This window comes from Bombella favorum (genome assembly GCF_014048475.1).
Classification (GTDB): domain Bacteria; phylum Pseudomonadota; class Alphaproteobacteria; order Acetobacterales; family Acetobacteraceae; genus Bombella; species Bombella favorum.
Window position 1 is genome coordinate 16,468 of sequence record NZ_NWUS01000005.1, and the last position, 22,870, is coordinate 39,337.

Sequence of the window (22,870 nt, forward strand, 5' to 3'; positions counted from 1 at the left end):
GAAAAACCATGGCACGTGTTAAACGGGGTACGACCACTCACGCTCGTCACAAGAAGGTCCTTGATCTGGCCAAAGGCTATCGCGGGCGTTCTTCTACAAACTATCGCATCGCTCTCGAGCGTGTCGAGAAGGCACTGCGTTATGCCTATCGCGACCGCCGCAACAAGAAGCGTGACTTCCGCTCTCTGTGGATCCAGCGCATCAGCGCTGCCGTGCGTGAGCATGGCCTGACCTACAGCCGTTTCATCAACGGGCTGAATAAGGCTGGGATCGAGATCGATCGTAAGGTTCTTGCTGCCATCGCCTATGATGATGCCGCAGCTTTTGCTGAGATCGTACGCAAGGCTCAGGCAGCCCTGTAAGAGGATCCCCCGATTCCTCATGGTCTGCTTTTAAGGGAGCCATGAGGGATGGGACTGATGAATGGCGGGCTGTTCTGGCAACGGAGCAGCCCGTTTTTCTTTGAGGCTGCTTCAGAAACATCTCAACATCCGGCCCCTCGGGGCGAAACGGGGGCGGGAGGTGTTTCTGAAACAGGCTCACGAGATGATGGAAGACAGGCTATGGCCAATGACCTCGAAACGCTGAAGGATGAGACACTGGCGGCCCTAAAGGAGGCCAGAACTCATAGTGAGTGGGATGCAGTCCGTGTAGGGACGTTGGGGCGTTCCGGTAAATTGACCGGCCTGCTCCGGCAGCTTGGCTCATTCCCTCATGAGGAGCGGAAAGAACGGGGGCAGGCCCTCAACCGCCTGCGGGATGAGCTTACTGGGCTGATCGAACAGCGTGGTAAAGAAATCGAGGAGTTGGCTCTCCAGCAACGTCTGGCGGAGGAAACGGTGGATGTTACCCAGCCGCCGGCTACTGCACCGGTTGGCCTCATCCATCCTGTTAGCCGGACGATTGAGGAAATTACGACTATTTTCGGGGCCATGGATTTCCATGTAGCCGAAGGCCCGGATGTTGAAAGCCAGTGGCATAATTTTTCCGCCCTGAACACGCCGGAACATCACCCAGCTCGGACAGAGCAAGACACGTTTTACCTTCCCGCCACCGGGGAGAGTGAAGAAATGCGTGTGCTGCGGACACAGACATCCGGGGTGCAGATCCGGACTATGCTGGGCGAAAAGCCACCGATTCGCATTATCGCACCCGGCCGGACCTACCGGGCCGATCACGATGCTACCCATTCCCCGATGTTCCATCAGTGCGAAGGGCTGGTCATCGAGAAAGGCATCACGTTGGGCCATCTGAAAGGTTGCCTGACAGAGTTCCTAAGGGCTTTCTTTAATCAGCCTGATCTGCCTGTCCGTTTCCGTGCCTCTTATTTTCCCTTTACCGAGCCATCCATGGAAATTGATATCGGCTGGTCACGGGAGACAGGTGTGATCGGCGGTGGGGCCGATTGGTTAGAAGTGCTGGGGGCTGGAATGGTTCATGCCCGGGTGCTGAGCAATTGCGGGCTGGACCCGGCAGAATGGCAGGGCTTTGCGTTTGGTATGGGGATCGAACGTCTGGCCATGCTGAAGAACGGTATTACGGACCTGCGGTCCTTCTATGAGAGTGACCTGCGCTGGCTGCGTCACTATGGTTTTTCATCACTGTCCCCGGCAACGCTGACGGAGGGTTTCTAACATGAAATTTTCACTCTCATGGCTGCGGGATCACCTCGATACCACGGCGTCTTTGGATGATATCTGCGCGACATTAAACCGCATCGGCCTGGAGGTCGAAAATGTGGATGACCCGACTGAACGTCTGGCCGGGTTCCGTACAGCGAAAATTCTGGAGGCTTCCCGCCATCCGGATGCCGACCGTCTCCAGCTTTGCCGTGTGTCTGCGGGTAAAGGCTTTGAAGAAGTGCAGGTCGTTTGTGGTGCGCCGAATGCCCGCACGGGGTTGCATGTCATTTTCGCCCCACCGGGTACCTACATTCCCGGTAGCGATATGACGATCAAGCCGGGGAAAATCCGTGGTCAGACCAGTAACGGGATGCTCTGTTCCCTGCGGGAACTGGGAATCGGCGAAGAAACCAGTGGCATTGCGGAGCTGCCTGATGGTGCTCCGTTGGGTGAGGATTATGTCCGCTATGCCAAGCTGGATGATCCGGTCATCGAGATTGCTATTACCCCTAACCGTGGCGATGCGTTGAGCGTCCGAGGGATTGCCCGTGACCTCGCAGCGGCTGGTCTAGGCACCCTGAAACCTTGGCTGACGAAAACGGTGGAAGGGCAGGGTGATTGTCCGATCCACTGGGAGCTAGACCATCCGGCTTGTTCCTATGTGACTGGGCGGCTGATCCGTGGTGTGAAGAACGGTCCTAGCCCTGCTTGGCTACAACGGCGTCTGGAGAGTGTGGGGCTGCGGCCGCAGTCGGCTTTGGTGGATGTAACCAATTATCTAATGATGAATATTGGTCGCCCCCTGCATGTGTTCGATGCATCCCGCCTGACAGGTGGCAGATTGTCCCTGACATCCGGCATGGGCGAGCATTTCCGGGCTTTGGATGGGCAGGAGCTCATTCTGGGGAAGGATGATCTCGTTATTGTGGATGATGCTGGTGTGCAGTCTCTGGCAGGCATCATCGGCGGGGAGGCCAGTGCGGTCACGAATGAGACAGTTGATGTCTTTGTGGAATCCGCCTTGTTCGACCCCGTGCGTATCGCCCTGACAGGGCGTCGTCTTGGTGTGCAGACTGATGCCCGCTATCGCTTCGAGCGTGGGGTAGACCCAGCTCTTGTGCGCTCTGGTTTGGAAGCCGCTACAGCCCTGATTGTGGAGCTATGTGGTGGCACGCCGAGTGAAGTGACTGAGGCAGGCGCAGAACCAGCATGGCAGAGAACGGCCAGCTTGCGTTTCGGGCGTCTGGCCACACTGGGTGGACTGGAAATTGAAGCGGATAAGACCGTGGATATTCTGGAGGCTTTGGGTTTTGAGGTTCAGGACCGCACGGCAGAGAAGGCCGTTTTCTCTGTGCCGTCGTGGCGGAATGATGTAGCGGCCGGACATGGTCTGGCGCAGTCTGAAACGCTGGATGCCGCCGTTGCTGCACAGGCTGCGGCAAGCGTTGAGAGTATGGAGGCCGAGGCCGATCTGGTCGAGGAAGTTCTGCGTATCCGTGGTCTGGATGAGGTTCCGGCCCTCTCGCTGCCCCAGACGCATATGGTACCCGCTCCCGCCGTGACGGCGCAGCAGGCCAGAGCATCCCTTCTGCGCCGTCTGTGTGCTGGGCGTGGCCTGATGGAGACTGTAGGCTTCTCCTTTGTCTCCGACCAAGATGCTGCCTTGTTTGAAGAAGGGCGGGAAGATGACCGTCTGTTGAATCCGATTGCCACGGATTTGAATCAGCTTCGCCCGACGTCAATCATTAACTTGCTGCGAGCATTGGGGCGGAATCTGGCCCACGGGCAGGGTTTTGCTGGTGATGCCTCTTTCTTCGAGCTGGGGCCCTGTTTCGGGCAGCAGGGTAACCGTCTGGTGTTGGCGGGTGTGCGTGGCGGTGTGAGTGCCCGTGCCCCCGGCCAGTCCGCTACGGAACCCTCTTGGATGGATGCTAAGGCTGATCTGATGGCGGTTCTTACCGCACTTGGGGTTGCGGAAGCGTCCCTGAGTAGCACGCAGGATGCCCCGGGCTATTACCATCCGGGTCGGTCTGGCGTCGTGCGGCAGGGGCCTAAGCTTGTGCTAGGTAGCTTTGGGGAATTGCATCCCCGTGTGGCCCGTCATTTCGGGCTTGGTGGTACGGTAGCACTTTTTGAGGTAACGCTGGATAAGGTTCCGCTGCCCAAGGTAAAGCGTAAAGCAGCCCCGGCTCTTTCGGCTCTTCAGCCTGTGCGGCGTGACTTTGCCTTCCTTGCCGATGGAAACGTCCAGATTCAGGATGTTCTAAAGGCTGTTCGGATGGCGGACCGTAAGCTGATCACGGATGTGCGTCTTTTCGATATCTTTGAAGGTGGCTCCGTCCCGGTTGGGCATCGGTCCCTCGGTGTGGAGGTCACTCTCCAGCCGCAGAAGGATAGCCTGACAGACGCACAGCTTGACGCCTTGATGGCAGCGGTGGAAAGTTCTGTGCAGAAGGCCACGGGGGCAACGCTCCGCCGTTGATCCCAGATGGTGGCGGTGCAACGAAGGGAATGATGTCATGGTGGATGTGGGCGCTCCTGTCGAAGGTGAGGTTCCCCTTCACCAGCATGGTCGGGTGATCTGGATTCTCGCAGGGGAACCAAGCGGGGACAGTATCGGTGCCCGTCTCATGCAGGCCCTGCACCGCATCGACCCGACATTGGTTTTTGCCGGTGTCGGGGGCGGGCGGATGGAAGCTCGAGGTTTGCGGAGCCTTTTCCCGATGGAAGACCTCACGGTCATGGGTTTCATGGAGGTTCTGCCCCGTTTGCGTCTGCTGTCCCAGAGGCTTCTGGAAGCGGAACAGGATATCGAACTGCGCCGCCCGGATATTGTCATTACTATTGATAGTCCGGGCTTCTCGTTTCGGCTGTTAAAGCGTATCCGTAAGTTGAATGTCCGGCGGCTGCATTATGTGGCTCCGCAGGTCTGGGCATGGCGGGAGGGCCGGGTCAAAGGGTACCGAGGGTTATGGCACCGACTGCTTTGCCTTTTCCCTTTCGAAGAAAAATGGTTTGCAGAACGAGGCCTGCCAGAAGGCCGGTTTGTCGGGCATCCTATTCTACAGTCGGGTGTGGCACATGGTAAGGCCTTACGCTTCTTCAAACGGCATGACCTTCGGCCGAGCAGCCCCATTTTGATCCTCATGCCGGGCAGTCGCTCATCAGAAGTTCCCCAGCTTCTGCCGGTGTTTGAGAAGACGCTGACTATCCTTCATAAGCGGTTTCCCGATCTTCAGCCGGTCATTCCGGCGACCTCCGGTATGGCTCCATTGGTCCGGAAGATGGTACGGCATTGGGCTGTTCACCCGTCTATCCTGACAGACACGGAAGACAAACATGATGCCATTCGTGCGGCGGATTGTGCGCTGACAAAATCGGGTACATCCATTCTGGAGTTGGCCATTGGGGGCGTCCCTATGGCGGTGACGTACAAGGTGAACCCAATATCGGCTTTGCTTGGGCGGCTGTTTCTACGGCTGCCTTATATTTCTATGATCAATATTCTGGCAGGGCGGGAAGTTGTTCCAGAACTGGTGCAGCATGATTGCAACCCTCAGAAGCTTGCTGATGAAATAACATCCCTTCTAACGGATGAGACGAAACGTCAGGCTCAGCGAGAAGCTTTTGGGGATATCTTAGCTATGCTGGAGGCCCCGGATGGTGAGCTGCCAGCCATGTCAGCAGCAAAGCAAGTGTTGGACCTTATGGAAACGCCATTCTCGGAAATATAGGCTTCATGAAAAAAGGCCTGCTCCTATGGGGGCAGGCCTTTTTTGTGAGGAGAAGGTTATCGCCTTAGCGAAGGAAACCAACCAGCTTTTCTGCTTCGCTGACGATGGGTTCAGAGACAGCACGGGCACGTTCGGCACCCTGTCGCAGGACCTGCATAAGGTGGGCCTTGTCATCCATCAGGCGGCGGGTCTCATCAGCGACGGGAGCCAGCGTCTCAACCAGCAGATCAGCCAGAGCCTGCTTGAAGGTACCGAAACCTTGTCCAGCAAACTGGGTCAACACGTCGGCCAGCGTCTTGTTGGACATAGCGGCGTAGATGGTCAGCAGGTTGCGGGCCTCCGGGCGGCCTTCCAGTCCAGCTTCTTCACTGGGGAGGGGCTCAGCATCCGTACGGGCCTTGCGGATTTTCTGGGCGATTTCATCCGCTGTATCATTCAGAATGATGCGGCTCTGGGCAGATGGATCAGACTTGGACATTTTCTTGCTGCCATCTCGTAGGCTCATCACACGGGCGGCATGAGGCGGGATGAGTGGCTCGATGAGCGGGAAGAACTCAACACCCATATCATGGTTGAACTTCTGGGCGATGTCATTGGCTAGCTCAAGATGCTGCCGCTGGTCGTCCCCGACAGGAACCCGTGTGGCGTGAAAGGCTAGAATGTCCGCAGCCATTAGATTGGGATAGACATAGAGCCCCGCAGAATGGTTTTCTCGGTTTTTACCAGCTTTGTCTTTGAACTGCGTCATACGGTTCAACCAGCCCAGACGGGACACACAGTTGAAAATCCAGCCAAGGCGAGCATGAGCACTCACGGCAGACTGGTTGTAGAGGCGTGTCGGGTCGATGCCAGAGGCCAGAAGACAGGCGGTGGAAGCAAGGGTTTGTTCACGCAGGGCCTCGGGGGACCACGGCATGGTCAGGGAGTGCATGTCCACAAGGCAAAACAGGCAGTCATGGTCTTTCTGCAGGGTAACCCAGTTGCGGATTGCCCCAAGATAGTTGCCAAGATGAGGGATACCTGTTGGCTGGATGCCAGAAAAAACGCGCTGCATGAACATTGTCCTGCGGAAGAGGATAGAGAGATGCCGCCCGCTCGGGAGTGGGGGGCGGCAGAGGCCCTGCATGTAGGGCTAGTCAGAGAAGGGGCACAGCCTTATTGCTGCAAAGAGTTGTCATCCTCGACACCCAGAAGCTGAATCTTAAAGATCAACGGGCTGTTGGGGGGGATGATCCCCATGGCCCGCTTGCCGTATCCCAGCTGGGGCGGGACGTAGAGTTCCCACGTGTCGCCGACACGCATCATGGGAAGTCCTTCCATCCAACCTTCGATGACACCATCCAGAGGCATCTCCATATAGGCGGCACCAGTGTGCATCTCGGATGAGTCAAAGATGCCACCATCCGGCAGGCGGCCTTCATAAATGACCATCATAGTAGCACCCTTTTGTGGATGCGGTGCATCCTTGGGGCCAGATTTCAGCACCTTATAGGCGAGGCCATCCGGAAGTTTCTGCACTCCTGGTCGTTTATAGACCTGATCCATGAATTGCTGGGGTGTCAGGTCCGGTTTGGGGCCGCCGGAGCAGGCAGTCATGCCGAGCAGACCAGCCAGCGCACAGGCAGGCAGATAACGGAAGAGAGAACGCAGACAATGGGACATGGAGACGCCTCTTTGCAAACGGGAGAGAAGAGACAGACCTGCCGGGCTGTTACAGCCCAGCAGGGGATAAGGACGCGGGATCAGGGTGTGCCGCCGCGGCGTCCTTTATTGGCACCCAGTCGCAGGCGCAGGGCGTTCAGGCGGATGAAGCCCTGAGCATCGACCTGATTATAGGCACCTTCGTCATCCTCAAAGGTCACGACACGGGCATCGTACAGGCTGTCGGGGCTTTCACGGCCCACGCAGATGACATTACCCTTATAGAGCTTCAGGCGGACACGACCATTCACATGCTGCTGGCTGCTGTCGATCAGTGCCTGCAGCATGTGGCGTTCCGGGGAGAACCACAGGCCGTTATAGATCAGCTCTGCATAGCGGGGCATGATGCTGTCTTTAAGATGGGCAGCTTCACGGTCCAGCGTAATGGATTCCATGGAGCGGTGAGCCTGAAGCAGGATGGTCCCGCCCGGTGTTTCGTAAATCCCACGGGACTTCATGCCGACAAAGCGGTTCTCCACGATGTCGAGACGGCCAATACCGTTGGCCTTGCCCAGCTCGTTGAGGCGAGCGAGCAGAGTAGCCGGGGAGAGAGCTTCACCATTAATAGCCACCGGGTCGCCATGCTTGAAGTCGATGGTGATTTCGGTAGCTTTATCCGGCGCAGCTTCGGGGGAGATGGTGCGCTGGAAGACGATCTCATCCGGCGGAAGGGAGGGATCCTCCAGAATCTTCCCCTCGGAAGAAGAATGCAGCAGGTTGGCATCCACGGAGAAGGGGGCTTCGCCGCGCTTGTCCTTAGTGACGGGAATCTGGTTCTTCTCGGCAAAGTCCAGCAGCTTGGTGCGGGATGTCAGATCCCATTCACGCCATGGGGCGATGACCTTCACATCCGGCTTCAGGGCGTAATAGGACAGCTCGAAGCGAACCTGATCGTTCCCCTTACCTGTTGCACCATGTGCCACGGCATCAGCCCCGACAGCCTCGGCAATCTCAATCTGACGCTTGGAGATCAGCGGCCGTGCGATGGAGGTACCCAGTAGGTACTGACCTTCATAAACCGTGTTGGCCCGGAACATCGGGAAGACGTAATCCTTGACGAAGGTTTCCCGCAGGTCTTCGACAAAGATTTCCTTCACGCCAAGGGATTCAGCCTTGCGGCGTGCGGGCTCCAGCTCTTCACCCTGGCCGAGGTCAGCCGTGAAGGTCACAACTTCACAGCCGTAATGCTCCTGAAGCCAGCGGAGAATGACGGATGTATCCAACCCACCGGAATAGGCTAGAACGACTTTTTTGATGCCTGAGGCTTTGCTCATGGTCGCTATGTATCCTCTGCTGAAAGACAGAACCAGATATCGTTAAGTTATTATGGTCTTGTAACAGTTGTCAGACCATTGGGCCAGAGGCCCGCCCTGTAAGGGAAGGTTTACGCCCCCTTATTGCGTGATTCTGCTTGCCGCTTCCGCTCGCTCTGGGTCTTGAGCTGCCCACAGGCGGCGAGGATGTCCTTACCACGAGGCATACGGATGGGGGCAGCATACCCGGCATCCATGATGATCTGGGCAAAACTAGCCAGACGTTCCCGTGTGGAGGGGCGGAAGTCCGATCCCGGCCACGGGTTGAAGGGAATGAGATTGACCTTGGCAGGCAGACCACGGATCAACCGAACCAACTCTCTCGCCTCGGCATCACTGTCATTCACATCTTTGATCATGATGTATTCAAAAGTGATGCGGCGGGAATTGGAAGCAGCCGGATAACGATGACAGGCGGCCATCAGCTCTTCAATCGGGTATTTCCTGTTCAGGGGGACCAGCTGGTCCCGCAGGTCATTGCGGACAGCATGGAGGGAAATAGCCAGATTGATGCCCAGCTCGTCCCCGCAGCGGTCCATCATAGGCACGACACCCGAGGTAGAAAGCGTGATGCGACGGCGGGAGAGGGCGATACCTTCGCCATCCATGATGATTTTCATGGCTTTGGCGACATTCTCGTAATTATAGAGTGGCTCCCCCATGCCCATCAGGACGATGGTGGAGAGCAGGCGGGGGGTGTCTCCCTTGGGGCTGGGCCACTCACCATAGCTGTCCCGTGCGGCCATGAACTGTCCGACAATCTCGGCAGCACCCAGATTACGGACGAGTTTCTGCGTGCCGGTATGGCAGAAGGTGCAGGATAATGTGCAGCCTACCTGCGAGGAAATACAGACAGCTCCCCGGTCTTCGCGCCGGTCCGGAATATAGACGGTTTCGGCTTCCTGCCCGTCACGGAAGCGGAACAAGAATTTGCGGGTATCGTCTTTAGATGTCTGCTGTGTCGTCAGGCTGGGGCGGCCAACGATGAAGTGCTGCTCCAGCTTGGCTTGTAATGGCTTGGCGATGGTGGACATGCGGGAAAAATCCGTCACGCCCTGATGGTAAATCCAGTGCCAAAGTTGCTTGGCTCGGAAGGGCTTCTCGCCGATCTCGGTCAGGACCTCGGCCAGTTCTTCCCGGGATAGGCCGACCAGTTCCCGCCGCCCGTCTTCCGTAACAGGCGTAGGCGGAGCAAAAAGGGCGGATTTAGCCTCAATGCGTTTGCGCTCGCTTTCATTGAGGGCATTTACGGCATCGGAGGAAACAGGGGAAGAAGAGGGCATCGGATGTGTCATGGGGCGGCTATAGCACGGGAACCCGTTTACGGGTCAGAAAAGTGATGGGATGGAAAAGAATGACCTAGAGTGCGCCTTTACGGGCGGCAATGAGGAATTCTTTATTGCCTTCCGGCCCGGTGATCGGGCTGGGGACAAGGCCTAGGATGGTCCAGCCGGGGAGGGCGGCAAACCAGTTTCGGATTTCCTCGCAGACACGCTCATGCACGGCGGGGTCTCGCACAACGCCTTTGGGGCCGATGTCGGCTCGGCCCGCTTCGAATTGCGGCTTGATGAGGGCTACGGCCCATGCGCCATCCTTTGCCATGCTGAGGGCAGGGGCTAGAACGGTTTTGAGGCTAATGAAGCTAGCATCGCAGACGACAATATCCGGGGCCTCTGGTACATGCTCGGTATTCAGATGGCGGGCATTGGTTTTTTCTAGCACGATCACCCGTTCATCAGAACGGATTTTCCATGCGAGCTGACCATGCCCGACATCTACAGCATAGACTGTGGCGGCCCCGTTCTGGAGTAGCACATCGGTAAAACCTCCCGTTGAGGCCCCGACATCCACGGCGATTTTGCCCTCAGCAGAAAGAGGGAAATGCTCCAGCGCATGAGCTAGCTTCAGCCCACCACGGGAGACCCAAGGGTGATCCTGCCCTTTCAAGGTCAGGGGCATGTCCTCGGCGAGCTGATCGCCTGCTTTTTTAACAGGCTTGTCACCATGCGGGCCAGCATAGACCAGCCCGGCCATGATGAGGGCTTGTGCCCGGCTGCGTGTTTCGACCAGCCCCCTTTCTACAAGGAGCTGATCCGCACGACGTTTGGCCATCAGGCCCCGGCCTTTCCATCAAGAGCTTTGCGGGCCAGGTCGGCAATATGATGCGCTGTCAGGCCAGCTTCCTCATACTGGGCGGCAGGTGTGTTATGGTCGATCCATGTATCAGGCAGGGCCATCGGACGGAAACGAACCTGATCCAGCAGACCGGTATGAGCCAAATGCTGCACGACTTGCGTGCTGAACCCACCCGGTGCGCCATCTTCAATAGTGATGAAGACCTTGTGCTGGCGGGCTAGCTGTTCGATCAGTGCCTCATCAACGGGCTTGGCAAAGCGGGCATCGGCCACCGTAACGGCGATACCGTGTTTCTCCAGCGTCTCAGCGGCTTTTAGGGCCTCCTGCAGACGGGGGCCAAGGGCGAGGATGGCCACGCCTTCCCCTTCGGAGGCACGCACGATACGACCCTTGCCGATTTCCAGAATCTCGCCTTCTTCGGGGAGGGTTAGGCCAAGGCCAGCCCCACGGGGATAGCGCAGGGCGATCGGCCCGCTGTCATGGGCCCATGCCGTGGCTGTCATATGGAGCAGTTCCAGCTCATCAGACGGAGCCATGACGGTCATGTTCGGTAGGCAGCAGAGATAGTTGAGGTCGAAAGACCCGGCATGGGTCGCCCCATCAGCACCGACCAGCCCGGCACGGTCCACAGCGAAGCGAACAGGCAGATTCTGGAGGGCTACATCATGCATGACCTGATCGTAGGCCCGCTGGAGGAATGTGGAATAGATGGCGCAGAACGGGCGCATCCCCTCGCTGGCGATACCGGCAGCAAAAGTTACGGCGTGCTGTTCGGCAATGCCGACATCGAAGTAACGGTCCGGATGCTGCTGGGCCATTCTGTCCAGCCCGGTGCCAGAAGGCATGGCCGCAGTAATGGCAACGACTTTATCGTCCTGGTTAGCCCGGTGGAGCAGCTCACGGGAGAAAACATCCGTATAGGTGGGCGGGCCAGCGGGAGCTTTTTGCTGCTTACCGGTTTCCACATCAAAGCGGGCGACGGCGTGGTATTTATCACCAGCGGATTCGGCAGGCTTATAGCCTCGGCCTTTCTCGGTGATGACATGCAGCAGGACAGGCCCCTTATCCTCAGCATCCCGGAGATTGCGTAGGATGGGGACAAGCTGGTTCATGTCGTGCCCATCTACGGGGCCGATGTAATAGAAGCCAAGCTCCTCAAACAGTGTGCCGCCGGTAATCATACCACGGGCATATTCCTCAGCCCGCTTGGCGGTGCGCTCAATGCGGGAGGGAAGCCGCTTGGCCAGCTTGCCAGCCATGTCCCGCAGGGTCAGGAAGCGGCGGGAGGTCATCAGGCGGCTGAGGTAATTGGACATAGCCCCAACGGGTGGCGCAATAGACATCTCATTGTCATTCAGGATGACGATGAGGCGTTCAGCCCCTTTGCCGCCCATGGCGCCGGCGTTGTTCATGGCTTCATAGGCCATACCAGCGGAGATGGACCCATCCCCAATGACGGAAATGACGTTTCGTTCCCGATAGGAGGGATGATCTTCCGCATAGAGGTGATGCGCCACAGCCATACCCAGCCCGGCAGAGATGGACGTGGAGGAGTGTGCAGCACCGAAGGGGTCGTAGGGGCTTTCGGAACGGCGTGTAAAGCCGGAAAGACCACCGGGCTGGCGCAGCGTGCGGATTTGCTCACGGCGACCGGTTAGAATTTTATGGGGGTAGGCCTGATGACCTACATCCCAGATTACCCGGTCATCCGGTGTGTTGAATACCGCATGAAGAGCCACTGTCAGCTCGACAACGCCAAGGGAGGCACCGAGATGCCCGCCCGTTGTCGAGACGGCATTGATGGTCTCCGAACGGAGCTCTTCTGCTAGGGTGGTGAGCTGCTCGATGGACAGGTTTTTCATGTCCGCCGGTACGCTTACCCGATCCAGAAGAGGATAACGACCCAGAGTAGGGATAGAGGAAGACGTGCTCATGAACAATCAGTTCCTGCGTTCAACGAAATAATCAGCGAGGGCACGGAGTGTCTCTGCTTGCGGGCCGAATGAAGAAAGGGATTGACGGGCCTGCTCGCTTAGACGCTGCGCCTCTTTTCGGGCGCCCTCGATACCTAGCAGAGAGACATAGTTAGACTTGCAAGCGTCTTCATCCTTGCCTGCTGTCTTGCCCAGTTCCTCGGTGCTGGCTGTGGTGTCCAAAATATCATCGGCTACCTGGAAAGCCGTGCCGAGGTCTGTACCATAGCGGACGATGGCCTTACGGCGTGGGTCATCAGCCTTGAGCCCAGCCAGAATAGCCCCGGCTTCTGCGGCGTAACGGATTAAGGCGCCGGTCTTCATGGCGTGCAGACGCTGAACCTTCTCCAGCGGAAGGGCCTTGCCCTCGCCACGGATATCAATGACCTGCCCGCCGACCATGCCTGCACTACCAGAAGCACGGGCCAGTGCCAGAGCTAGATCAGCCCGGATGGCAGGGTCTTTGCTGGTGGCATCTTCCAGTAGCACTTCAAAGGCGCTGGTCTGGAGGGCATCGCCAGCAAGAATGGCAAAAGCCTCGTTGAATTTCTTATGTGTGGAGGGCTGGCCTCGGCGGAGGTCATCATCATCCATGGCGGGGAGGTCATCATGGACGAGAGAATAGGCGTGGAGAAACTCAACGGATGCGGCCACACGGAGGGCAGCCTCACGGGGGGCACCAAACAGGGCGGCGATTTCCAGCACGAGGAACCCACGCAGACGCTTGCCACCATTTAGGGCTGCATAGCGCATGGCCTCAATCAGCAAGGATTCATCCCCCGGCACGGGCGGCAGGAGAGCGTCAATACTGGCTTCAATGTCACGACAGGCCTGACGTAGGGCATCCTTGAGAGGGAGGGCGTGGCTGTCGGTCATGGAAGGGGTCTCCTTGGTGGTGGTCGGGGATGGCTGTGTATCAGGTATCATCAGAATGGAATGTTATCATCCCAGATCGGGGCGGAAGGGGCATCATCCTGTGGCCTCTGCGTAGTCCGGGTGGGGGCTCTTTTACGGCGTGCCGGGATCGGCTGATCCGCTGGAGTGTTAAGCTCCTCCTCGGAGAGTGAGCCATCTGCTTTTTGGACGATGGCTTTCACACGCATTTCTGCTTCCCCCAGTCGTGCTTCACAATGGCGGCGCAGGGCGGCACCACGCTCGTAGGCAGAGATGGCATCTTCCAGCTTCATCTGGCCACTTTCCAGCCCCCGGACGATCTGTTCAAGCTCGGCCAAGGCATTTTCAAAAGAAAGCTGGTGCAGCGGTGTTGTCTGTGTCGTCATAGGGTCGGGCATGAACTATCCAGCCGGGGTTCAGATCATGAAACTTACAGGGCATTACAGGGATAAAGAGATTTTTTCCAGCCCTCATCCTATTTGTTCGGAAACATCATGGAATGCCGTGATACTTTTCAGAGGCATGGGCAACCCCATTGTAATGATTTCCTTCAAGGAATGTCAGGATGTTTGTTGTCCTGCTGCTTTAAAGCTGTCCCTGCAAAATCATGTAACAGAGAAAAGTGATATCAAGACCTATTATAATAGGTGTTACCTTACAAAAGGCCCGTCTGACAAGTAGAATAGCCGTATAAAGCAGCATGCTGCAAGCGAGAGCGAGCATGAAATTACCTGTGACGACCGTTAGCAGAAGCATGCAGAGAGGGGGAAAGGCGTCTTCTAGTGTGTTGGAGAGTTCTGTCAGGTTGCTGAGCATGATAATCCCGACAAAAATCAGCACCGGGGCTGTTGCCAATGCAGGAATGGCGGTGATTAGAGGCCAGAAGATGCAAGAGATGGCAAATAATAAGGCGACTACAAGGGCACTGAGACCCGTACGGCCACCAGCTTCGGCCCCAGTTAGGCTTTCTAGATAGGCGGAGACGGTACAGGTCCCCAGTAGTGCGCCAAGGACGCTGGCGACACCATCGGCGGTAAAGGCTCGGGGGTCGAGATCAGGACGTTCTTTGGTTCCGCAAAGTCCAGCCTGTCGGGTGACTGTCAGCATCGTGCCTGTAGCATCAAAAAAGTCGCTTAGCAGTATATAGAGTGTGATGGGCAGAAGCAGGCCGAGATGATGGAAGAACTCTTTGAAGTTGAAAGGTGCCAGCATGTGGATGGGATAATGGGGCCAGTCCATCAGATGAGCGGGGAGCTGGGTTAAGGGCTGGCCGTCCGAACCGGGAATAAAAAGTCCGGCCACGGTCAGGAGCATGATGGTGATGAGCAGTCCAGCAGGAATACGGAGGAGCTGAAGTAGGAGGCAGAGCATCACGCCTGCTAGAGCAAGGATGACGGAAGGTTGGGACAGGGAGGCGAAACCCAGCCCATTAGTGGATGGAACGGCGATTCCAGCGGAGATGAGGCCAATGCGGGCAATAAAAGCACCGATGGCCACCTGAATGCCCAATATGATGCAGGGTGGAAAGCTTTGTATGATCTTTAGGCGAAGCCGGGTGAGGGGGAGCAGCGTGAAGCACAATCCGCTGAAAAGAACGACTGTAAAGGCCGTAGCGGGTGAGACATGGGCTTGCTGGACAATGACTTGAGCGAACAGGACGTTACTACTCATAGCGGGGGCGAGAGCAATGGGAAGCCGTACCCAGAGCGCCATGAGGAGGGTTCCAGCGATGGCCCCGGCAATGGTGGTTATCACCATGTCATGGCGTATGAGACCGGCCCCCGCAAGGACAGCCGGGTTGACGGCCATGATATAGGCCATTGATCCAAAAATAGTCAGCCCGGCACTGACCTCACGCGGGATTGTCGAATGGCGCTGGGTGATCTGGAAGAAGCGGTCGAGGCGGGATCGGATCACAGCGTCATGTCTCATAGGGTAGGGAGTGGTCTAGCGCTTCCAGTCATGGAAAAGCCGATAAAGTAGGGGCGAGAAGAGGGTTTGGGCCTCTTGTTTAGGCAGTTGGGCATAGAGCGCCCCGATGATTGATGGAGAGAGCCACCGGCTTTGCCGTATGGCTTCATGCAGTCCAGCCGCCGAGAAACCATAAATCGTGAAGAATTGGAGAGCCTTTTCCACCGGGTCGGGCCCGGAGGGGAGCGCATTTTCCGTATGGATGAGGACTACAGGCTCATCATCCGGTAGGGATAGTCCTGTTGGGTAGAGGGATAGCCTGACAGCACCATTATCCTCCTGCTGAAGGCGGACCGGTAGGCAGTCCAGCAGGGTTGGGAAATAGGTGAATGTAGGTGTGGTTGCTGGCAGGTAAGGCGCAGCGATAGGCTGCTCTGTATAGAGCCAGGCAAGATGTTCTGTCTGGGGAGAGAGATCTTCCGGCCTGATGAGGCAGAGAGGTACAAACTCATCACCATCACGCAGCTCCTCAATGGGCTGGAAGCTGATTGTACGGTTATGACTATCCATGACGAGTTTCTGCTCGCCACGGTGTAGATGGAATCGTTTAAACCGGCGGGCCGTTTCAGGGAGTGGCCCTTCTGGATGGGCCGGGGCGGACTGTCCATTCTGTATGGCGTAACAGGCACCGAGGATCAGCCCCTGTAGGATATGGGCACTGATATCTAGTGTTTTCGGTAGGAGAGCCTGCCCCTTATTGTAATATTGGTCATTGCGGTCGTAGTAACGGCGCATTTGCGGTGTGGGGCTGCTGGCGGCAGCGTCATGCAGGATGCGGGCCGTGGACCAGTCCGGTGTGTTCTGAACATAGGCAAAGGGGTCTGGTAGTCCTTGCCGTTGGTGAGCAGGACGGAAGAAAGACCGTGTTACCCGGCTATCTGGGAAGGCCTCGGAGGCATGGGTCTGGAAAAGGGCTCTTGGATGGGGCATTTGCCCATCAAATAGCTGGTTCGTCCGTTTACCCAGCCCTGTTAGGCACCAGTTGATGGGGAAATGCGTGATCTGCTGGAAGGTTTTCGCTCCCAATCGAGCTTCTGTCTCGGTAAAAAAGGCCGATACGGAGCCGCCTTCTGGGAGGAAATATTCATCAACGGCTAGCTGAATGACCCAGTCAAAATGGCCACCTTCCTGCCGGAGCATCTTTGTCAGGGCGTTCTGATGGCGTTGCAGGCGGTCCGTCTCCCGCTGGTCTGTAGCCAGCAGACGGATGTCGTAATTGCGGGCTGCCTGTGTCAAAATCTCCTGACTGCCATCTGTGGAGTGATCGTCACAGATAAGCAGGGCAGAAAAGCCCGCCGCCACGTGGTGGGCGATCCACCAACCAAGCCTGTTGGCCTCATTATGGATACAGAGCAGGGCAGCGGTCCGAAGCATGGGTCAGTCCATCTTCAGGGCAGCAAGGAAGGCACTCTGCGGGATTTCGACCTTGCCGAACTGCCGCATACGTTTTTTACCCTCCTTCTGCTTTTCCAACAGCTTGCGCTTACGGGAAATGTCACCACCATAGCACTTGGCCGTCACATCCTTGGAGAGTGCCCCGAGTGTCTCACGGGCAATGACCTTGGAACCGATGGAAGCCTGAATGGCGATCTTGAAGAGCTGACGGGGGATAAGGTCCTTTAGTTTGGCACAGATGGCCCGCCCGCGTGTTTCGGCCACGGTACGATGAGCGATGAAGGACAGGGCATCTACCGGCTCGTGATTCACGAGAATGGAGATGCGGACCAGATCGCTCTCTTCGTAGCCATCCATCTGATACTCAAAGGAGGCATACCCCCGGGTGAGGGACTTCAGACGGTCATAGAAATCGAACACGACTTCATTAAGTGGTAGGCGATAGACGACCATGGCCCGGTCGCCAACATAGGTCAGGTCGATCTGCACGCCACGGCGTTCGGTGCAGAGGGTGAGGACAGACCCTAGATATTCATCCCGCACGAGGATGGAGGCCTTGATCCACGGCTCTTCGATATAGTCGATCTTGCTAATTTCTGGCATGTCTGCCGGGTTGTGCAGCTCTTCTACATCGCCGTTATTCATGTGCATTTTATAGACGACGGAAGGGGCTGTAGCGATGAGGTCCAGATTGAACTCACGAGAGAGTCGTTCTTGGATGATCTCCAGATGCAGCAACCCGAGGAACCCGCAACGGAAACCGAAGCCAAGCGCTGCAGAAGTTTCGGCCTCGAAGTGGAAGGATGCATCATTCAGCCGCAGCTTGCCAAGGCTGGTCCGCAGCTTGTCGAAGTCATCCGCATCAACCGGGAAAAGACCACACCAGACCACCGGCACGGAGGGTTTGAAGCCGGGGAGGGCTTTTTCCGCCGGGCGGTTGTCCAGCGTGATGGTATCACCGACATTACAATCCGCCACGGTTTTGATGGCGGCATTGATATAGCCCATCTCACCCGGCCCTAGGGACTCGACAGGCTGCATCTTGGGCAAGAACACACCGACCTGATCGACATGATAGGTTGCCCCGGTCTGCATCATACGGATCTTGTCGCCCCGCTTCAGGCGGCCTTCCTTGATGCGGACAAGGATGATGACGCCGAGATAGCTGTCGTACCAGCTGTCCACCAGCAGACCTTGCAGGGGAGCTTCGGCATCACCCTTGGGGGCGGGTAGACGCTGGACGAGGGCTTCCAGCACGCCCTCAATGTTCAGGCCCGTCTTGGCACTAATCTCCACAGCGTCATCCGCCGGGATGCCGACCACTTCTTCGATCTGGGCGCGGACACGCTCCGGCTCGGCAGCCGGAAGGTCGATTTTATTGAGAACGGGGACGATCTCATGATTGGCATCAATCGCCTGATAGACGTTGGCCAGTGTCTGCGCCTCGACCCCCTGTGAGGCATCCACAACCAGCAGTGACCCTTCGCAGGCCGCCAAAGAACGGCTGACCTCATAGGCGAAGTCCACATGGCCGGGTGTGTCCATAAGGTTGAGCGTATAGACGTTGCCATCCTTGGCCGGGTAGGTCAGCCGGACGGTTTGAGCCTTGATGGTGATGCCACGTTCCTGCTCCAGCTCCATGGAATCAAGAACCTGCCCTTTCATTTCACGGGCAGTCAGGGCGCCGCAGGCTTCAATCAGCCGGTCCGCCAAGGTGGATTTACCGTGGTCGATATGGGCAATGATGGAAAAATTGCGGATGAGGTGAAGCGGTGTGTCGGTCATGACGCCCTAATTAAGTGATTCTGAAGGTTCTGTCAGTAGGTGGAGTGGCGGAGCCCCCCACCACGAATGGTAGTGTTAGCGGTCTGTCAGGCGGAACTCGATCCGACGGTTGCGGGCCAGAGCTTCGGGGCTGGAGCCATTGTCTAGCGGCTGATAGCCGGAGAAGGCCGTGGCCGCAATGTGGTGTGGGTTCACCCCGTTGACAATCAGCGTTTTGACGACCGTGATGGCACGGGCGGATGAGAGTTCCCAGTTGCTGGGGAATGCGGAGCGGATGGGCTGTTTATCTGCATGACCATCAACACGAAGAATCCACGGGACATCAGCCGGAATAGTAGCAGCGACCTCACGGAATGTACGGGCCAGCGTAAGAAGCCGCTTTTGGCCCGTGGGTGTGAGGGTGGCACTGCCACTGGGGAAAAGGATCTCGGACTGGAAGACAAACCGGTCGCCCACGATGGAAATCCCTGGCTGATTTTTCAGGATATCCCGTAGTCTACCAAAGAATTCAGAACGATAACGCTGGAGCTGACTGACCTTGTCTGCCAGAGCGATGTTGAGCTTCTGCCCCAGCTCGGCGATGCGGGCATCCTTGTCCGCCTCATTCTTTTTTTCAATTTCCAAAGCGCTGGAAATAGCCTGAAGCTGACGGGTTAGTTCGCTGATCTGCGAGGAGAGATCAGCAATGTTGCCAAGCTGCGCCCCCTCGACGTCCTTTGCATGGTTTTGCGCTTCTTCCAGCTGATGCTGTCGCTCGTCCAGCTGGCTTTTTAGCGAGGCAACCATGTTGCGCTGTTCCTGTTCGGCATTGCTCAGCGTTTTAACCTTCGCCTCGCTGAGGGAGAGCATGTCACTGAGGTGGGTCAGTTCCTGCTTTAGGTCCGCCAGGGCATGTTCTCTCTGGTTAATAGCCGCAGAAAGAAATTCCTGCCCTAGTACGAAGACTAGCAGCACGAACGTGACCACCATCAACAGGGAGGAGAGCGCATCCACATAACCTGGCCATGCGTTGATCGAGCCGGAGCGGTGACGGCGGCGGGCCATGATTAGCCCTCCTCATGCCGGGAAAGGAAAGAGGCCTTCTCATCTCCCGCAAGCGTGACGATGTCGGTGCGCAGACCAAGAAGCTGCCTTTCCATGTCCTGCAGCAGCTGGGTCACGGCTGGGTCTTCAAACTGACGCTGGCTGATGGTGCTGCTCAGGGTTTTCATGGTTTCTAATGTTGCCTGATTCCCTTCTGCAATCTGCTGGAGGGCATTCTGGATCGGGGAGAGGTCCAGCGTAGGAGCGGCTTCTTGTCTGCTCTGGAGGCCAGCGTTGATTTCCGTCAGCTTCTCAAGGATAGCGATCTGACCCGTGCGGATAGCTTCATCTTGCTGATGAGGTGGTGCTTCCTGTCTGTTCTGGATGCCAGCGTTGATTTCCGTTAGCTTCTCAAGGATAGCGATCTGACCCGTGCGGATAGCTTCATCTTGCTGATGGGGTGGTGCTTCCTGTCTGTTCTGGATGCCAGCGTTGATTTCCGTTAGCTTTTCAAGGATAGCGGCCTGGCCCGTGCGGATGGTCTCCGTAGGTGCTTCTCGGTGGTGAAGGAGGCTTTCGCTGATCCGGGTCAACCGGTCAATAAGGGAGACTTGTCCCTCATGGTAAGACGGGGCGGGGGCCTGTTGTGCAGACTGGCGGAGGATTCCTTCTACATCGGTCAGCTTGTTGAGAATGGCAGTTTGCCCGCGGCTGAGTGCACTGTCAGTCTGGAGCTTGTGCAGGCTCTCATTGAGGGTGTTCAGAGTAAGGATGATCTTTTCATCAGTTCCTTTATTACCTTCCATGATGCGGCGCAGAATGGTGATGTTTTGCTGGAGCAGCGCCACATTTTCTGTCGTAAGGCGCATGAAGTCCTGCACCCGTGGAAGCCACGCCTCTATGTTGGCGGCTTTATTTTCTGCTGCGCGGGCAGAATCATGAGAGGCCTTATTGTCTGCTTCTGCGGTGGGAGCGTCAAGGAAGGTCTGGTCGGCCAGCCATTCCTCAATCTCATTGGCAAAGCGGTTCTGCGCCTGCCCCGAAGTCAGGTCGAGGAAGCCAAGGATGAGCGACCCGGCCAGACCGAACATGGAGGCAGAAAAGGCCGTGGACATCCCAGCAAGTGGTTTGATCAGCCCCGTTTTGATATGGTCGAACATGGTGGAAATATCTGCACCGCCAGAAGGCATGGCACCGATAACATCCGCAACGGAACGCACGGTCAGGATCAGCCCGTAAAATGTCCCTAGTAGCCCAAGAAATACCAGAAGCTGCGTGATGTAGCGGGAAATTTCCCGCCCCTCATCCATGCGGGCTTCCAAGCTTTCCAGCATAGCCCGTGTGGTCTGTGTGGAGAGGGTCAACTTCGGATTCTGGTCACGCCGTGCCCGCAAAACACGAGCCATAGGGGAGAGAAGGCGGGGTGGCTCTGGTACCTTCAGCCCAGCCCGTGGCTGACGAAGGATGTTGACCCAACGAACTTCCGGAAAGAGTCGGAGGGTTAGATGGAGATTCCAGAGAATACCAAGCAGCAGAATTGCGACGATGACGCCATCTAGCCCCGGATTTACCATAAAGGCATGGATCAACACATTCTGCAGGGCAAAGGCCAATCCCAGAATGATCAGTAGGAAAACAATGATACGGACGAGATAGCGGGTTGGGCGTGTCATGGTATCGTGTTTCCTTTCTCAGGGCTCTCTGAAGGGGCAGGGTTGGCTTCGGGGAGGATGTCTAGCCTGTCCGCTGGTGCTGTGTCGGTACTATCTGGCCGCCCTTGGGCGATGGGATAGATGCGTGTCGTGGCAATGCCGCCTTGTATCAGCAGGCTGCGCACGGCCAACGCACGGGACAGGGAGATGCGACGGGGGGCGGAAATGTCGCTGCCTGGTGTCGTCGCATAGCTGCGGAGGATGAGGCGGGTATTTACCTTCGGTGCCATGGCTTCTGCGTAATGGCGGATAGCATCAATAGTGGTGGCATTCATGCCGGTGCTGTTTGTATCGAACAGAATACGAAGAGAATCCGACTGCTGTGCTTCAGCTCGGCTGTGGCTGTCCTTGGCGGGTTGTACATCTGCTGCAGGAACAGGGGGGTGTAGAACAACCGGAAAGGGCGGCGGCGTTATGACGGTCGGCTTAGGAGCCCCGGCTGAAATAGCCGGTACTTGTGTATAGCCTGATGGCACCGGCGGAAGCGGTGGCGTTGAATCATGATGGGTGGGGGCTGGCTGGCTCGTATGCCGGACAGTCTGTTGGGGCCGCTGGGCTGGGGCCGCCTTGGGCAAGGCATCTAGATTGGTGGAAACCTGCGCCTGCACAGCCGGAGCGTACAGAAGACCTGCCAGAAAAGGCGTGAAAAGTAGAGGGGAGAGGGAAGCCTGCCGTTTTTTCATGCCGTTATCCTATGCGGAGGAGCCGTATCCTGCAATCATTATGGCAATATCATGCTGTGGAATACGGCCCCATAACCCTCTCATGGTGGTGTGAGGGCTTAGTCCTGTGTGAGGGCGTTGTGGACCAGCTCCCGCAGGGGCGCATGGAAATGCTGGTTACCAGCAACCACATTCACTTCATCATCAAGATCGCCCAGGTCACGGCCCTGATCATCTGTGGCATGGCCACCAGCTTCACGCACGAGCAGCAGGCCAGCAGCGCAATCCCACGGCTTCAGCCCCAGTTCCCAGTAGCCTTCATAGCGTCCAGCTGCCAGCCAGGCGAGGTCCAATGAGGCAGCACCGCAACGGCGGATGCCAGCCACTTTGGGCATAAGGCTGCTCAGAACACGCCCGAAAGGCAGGCGATGTTTTGCGGGAACCTTGGCAAAAGGAATCCCTGTGGCGAACATGGATTCTGAGAGCTTGCGCCGTGCAGAAACACGGATGCGCCGGTCATTGAGGAAGGCACCGATGCCTTTTTCTGCCCAGAACATTTCATGGGAGGCCGGATTATAGACGACGGCAGCCACGAGCTCGACATCCCCGTTTGGATGGCGCCGCTGGAGGGCGATGGAAATAGCCCAGAGCGGGATACCATGGAGGAAGTTGGAGGTTCCATCCAGCGGGTCGACAATCCAGCGCCATGTCCAATTGTCACCGCCAGAGGCACCGCTTTCTTCCATCAGGAAGGCATAGCCAGGGCGGGCACGGGCCAGCTCTTCACGGATGGTCTTCTCGGCCCGCATGTCGGCCTGGGAGACAAAGTCTCCCGGACCTTTGATGCTGACCTGAAGTTGTTCAACCTCGGCAAAGTCACGCAGGAGAGAGCGCGCCGCTTTTTGCGCTGTGTTCTGCATGACGGCCATATGGGGAGAAAGACGCATGA

The 22,870-nt window shown here is 57.1% G+C and carries 18 protein-coding genes and 1 pseudogene; 4 read left to right on the forward strand and 15 right to left on the reverse strand.

Annotated elements, in window-relative coordinates; all coding sequences use genetic code 11:
* Positions 1–8: 8 nt before the first annotated feature.
* The 4 genes from rplT to lpxB all read left to right on the forward strand — a co-directional run bounded on the left by rplT (position 9) and on the right by lpxB (position 5,356).
* Complete coding sequence (rplT, locus tag CPA57_RS08715) at positions 9–362, forward strand: 50S ribosomal protein L20 (protein WP_043557924.1); 354 nt, start codon at positions 9–11, stop codon at positions 360–362.
* 201 nt (positions 363–563) lie between these two features.
* Positions 564–1,634, forward strand: coding sequence for a phenylalanine--tRNA ligase subunit alpha (gene pheS / locus CPA57_RS08720; protein ID WP_182082446.1), 1,071 nt, complete (start codon positions 564–566; stop codon positions 1,632–1,634).
* 1 nt (position 1,635) lies between these two features.
* Positions 1,636–4,104, forward strand: coding sequence for a phenylalanine--tRNA ligase subunit beta (pheT, locus tag CPA57_RS08725; RefSeq protein WP_182082422.1), 2,469 nt, complete (start codon positions 1,636–1,638; stop codon positions 4,102–4,104).
* 37 nt (positions 4,105–4,141) lie between these two features.
* Positions 4,142–5,356 (forward strand): lipid-A-disaccharide synthase, encoded by a 1,215-nt coding sequence (lpxB, locus tag CPA57_RS08730; protein WP_182082423.1) that lies wholly within the window; start codon positions 4,142–4,144, stop codon positions 5,354–5,356.
* 64 nt (positions 5,357–5,420) lie between these two features.
* On the opposite strand, the gene trpS is transcribed toward lpxB, so the two are convergent.
* The 15 genes and pseudogenes from trpS to CPA57_RS08805 all read right to left on the reverse strand — a co-directional run bounded on the left by trpS (position 5,421) and on the right by CPA57_RS08805 (position 22,868).
* Positions 5,421–6,410, reverse strand: a complete 990-nt coding sequence (gene trpS / locus CPA57_RS08735) for a tryptophan--tRNA ligase (RefSeq protein ID WP_077397237.1) — start codon at positions 6,408–6,410, stop codon at positions 5,421–5,423.
* Positions 6,411–6,511: 101 nt separating this feature from the next.
* Positions 6,512–7,006 (reverse strand): FKBP-type peptidyl-prolyl cis-trans isomerase, encoded by a 495-nt coding sequence (locus tag CPA57_RS08740; RefSeq protein ID WP_407647578.1) that lies wholly within the window; start codon positions 7,004–7,006, stop codon positions 6,512–6,514.
* 92 nt (positions 7,007–7,098) lie between these two features.
* The gene (locus tag CPA57_RS08745) at positions 7,099–8,331 is read right to left on the reverse strand and encodes an argininosuccinate synthase (protein ID WP_077397218.1); all 1,233 of its coding nucleotides are present in this window, start codon (positions 8,329–8,331) and stop codon (positions 7,099–7,101) included.
* 110 nt (positions 8,332–8,441) lie between these two features.
* Positions 8,442–9,653, reverse strand: coding sequence for a 23S rRNA (adenine(2503)-C(2))-methyltransferase RlmN (gene rlmN, locus CPA57_RS08750; RefSeq protein WP_407647577.1), 1,212 nt, complete (start codon positions 9,651–9,653; stop codon positions 8,442–8,444).
* Positions 9,654–9,729: 76 nt separating this feature from the next.
* Entirely contained in the window at positions 9,730–10,482 is a 753-nt protein-coding gene (locus tag CPA57_RS08755) for a TlyA family RNA methyltransferase (protein WP_182082426.1), read from the reverse strand.
* On the reverse strand, positions 10,482–12,440 hold the full coding sequence (gene dxs / locus CPA57_RS08760) for a 1-deoxy-D-xylulose-5-phosphate synthase (protein WP_182082427.1): 1,959 nt from the start codon (positions 12,438–12,440) through the stop codon (positions 10,482–10,484). Before dxs ends, CPA57_RS08755 begins: the two co-directional genes overlap by 1 nt.
* A 6-nt stretch (positions 12,441–12,446) precedes the next feature.
* The gene (locus CPA57_RS08765; protein WP_182082428.1) at positions 12,447–13,355 is read right to left on the reverse strand and encodes a polyprenyl synthetase family protein; all 909 of its coding nucleotides are present in this window, start codon (positions 13,353–13,355) and stop codon (positions 12,447–12,449) included.
* A gap of 170 nt (positions 13,356–13,525) precedes the next feature.
* Positions 13,526–13,771 (reverse strand): annotated as a pseudogene (locus CPA57_RS08770) (exodeoxyribonuclease VII small subunit); the annotation flags it as partial.
* A 187-nt stretch (positions 13,772–13,958) separates the two neighbouring features.
* Positions 13,959–15,305 carry an NCS2 family permease gene (locus CPA57_RS08775; protein WP_182082429.1) on the reverse strand — a complete coding sequence of 449 codons (1,347 nt, stop codon included), beginning with the start codon at positions 15,303–15,305 and terminating at the stop codon, positions 13,959–13,961.
* 15 nt (positions 15,306–15,320) lie between these two features.
* A complete protein-coding gene (locus tag CPA57_RS08780) occupies positions 15,321–16,718 on the reverse strand; it encodes a glycosyltransferase family 2 protein (RefSeq protein WP_182082430.1) in 1,398 nt (465 codons plus the stop codon).
* A gap of 3 nt (positions 16,719–16,721) precedes the next feature.
* Entirely contained in the window at positions 16,722–18,524 is a 1,803-nt protein-coding gene (lepA, locus tag CPA57_RS08785) for a translation elongation factor 4 (RefSeq protein ID WP_077397211.1), read from the reverse strand.
* Positions 18,525–18,599: 75 nt separating this feature from the next.
* Entirely contained in the window at positions 18,600–19,568 is a 969-nt protein-coding gene (locus CPA57_RS08790; RefSeq protein WP_182082431.1) for a peptidoglycan -binding protein, read from the reverse strand.
* Positions 19,569–19,570: 2 nt separating this feature from the next.
* Positions 19,571–21,220, reverse strand: coding sequence for a MotA/TolQ/ExbB proton channel family protein (locus CPA57_RS08795; protein WP_182082432.1), 1,650 nt, complete (start codon positions 21,218–21,220; stop codon positions 19,571–19,573).
* Positions 21,217–21,942, reverse strand: coding sequence for an OmpA family protein (locus CPA57_RS08800; RefSeq protein ID WP_182082433.1), 726 nt, complete (start codon positions 21,940–21,942; stop codon positions 21,217–21,219). Before CPA57_RS08800 ends, CPA57_RS08795 begins: the two co-directional genes overlap by 4 nt.
* Positions 21,943–22,040: 98 nt before the next feature.
* Entirely contained in the window at positions 22,041–22,868 is an 828-nt protein-coding gene (locus CPA57_RS08805) for an inositol monophosphatase family protein (RefSeq protein WP_182082434.1), read from the reverse strand.
* Positions 22,869–22,870: the final 2 nt, after the last annotated feature.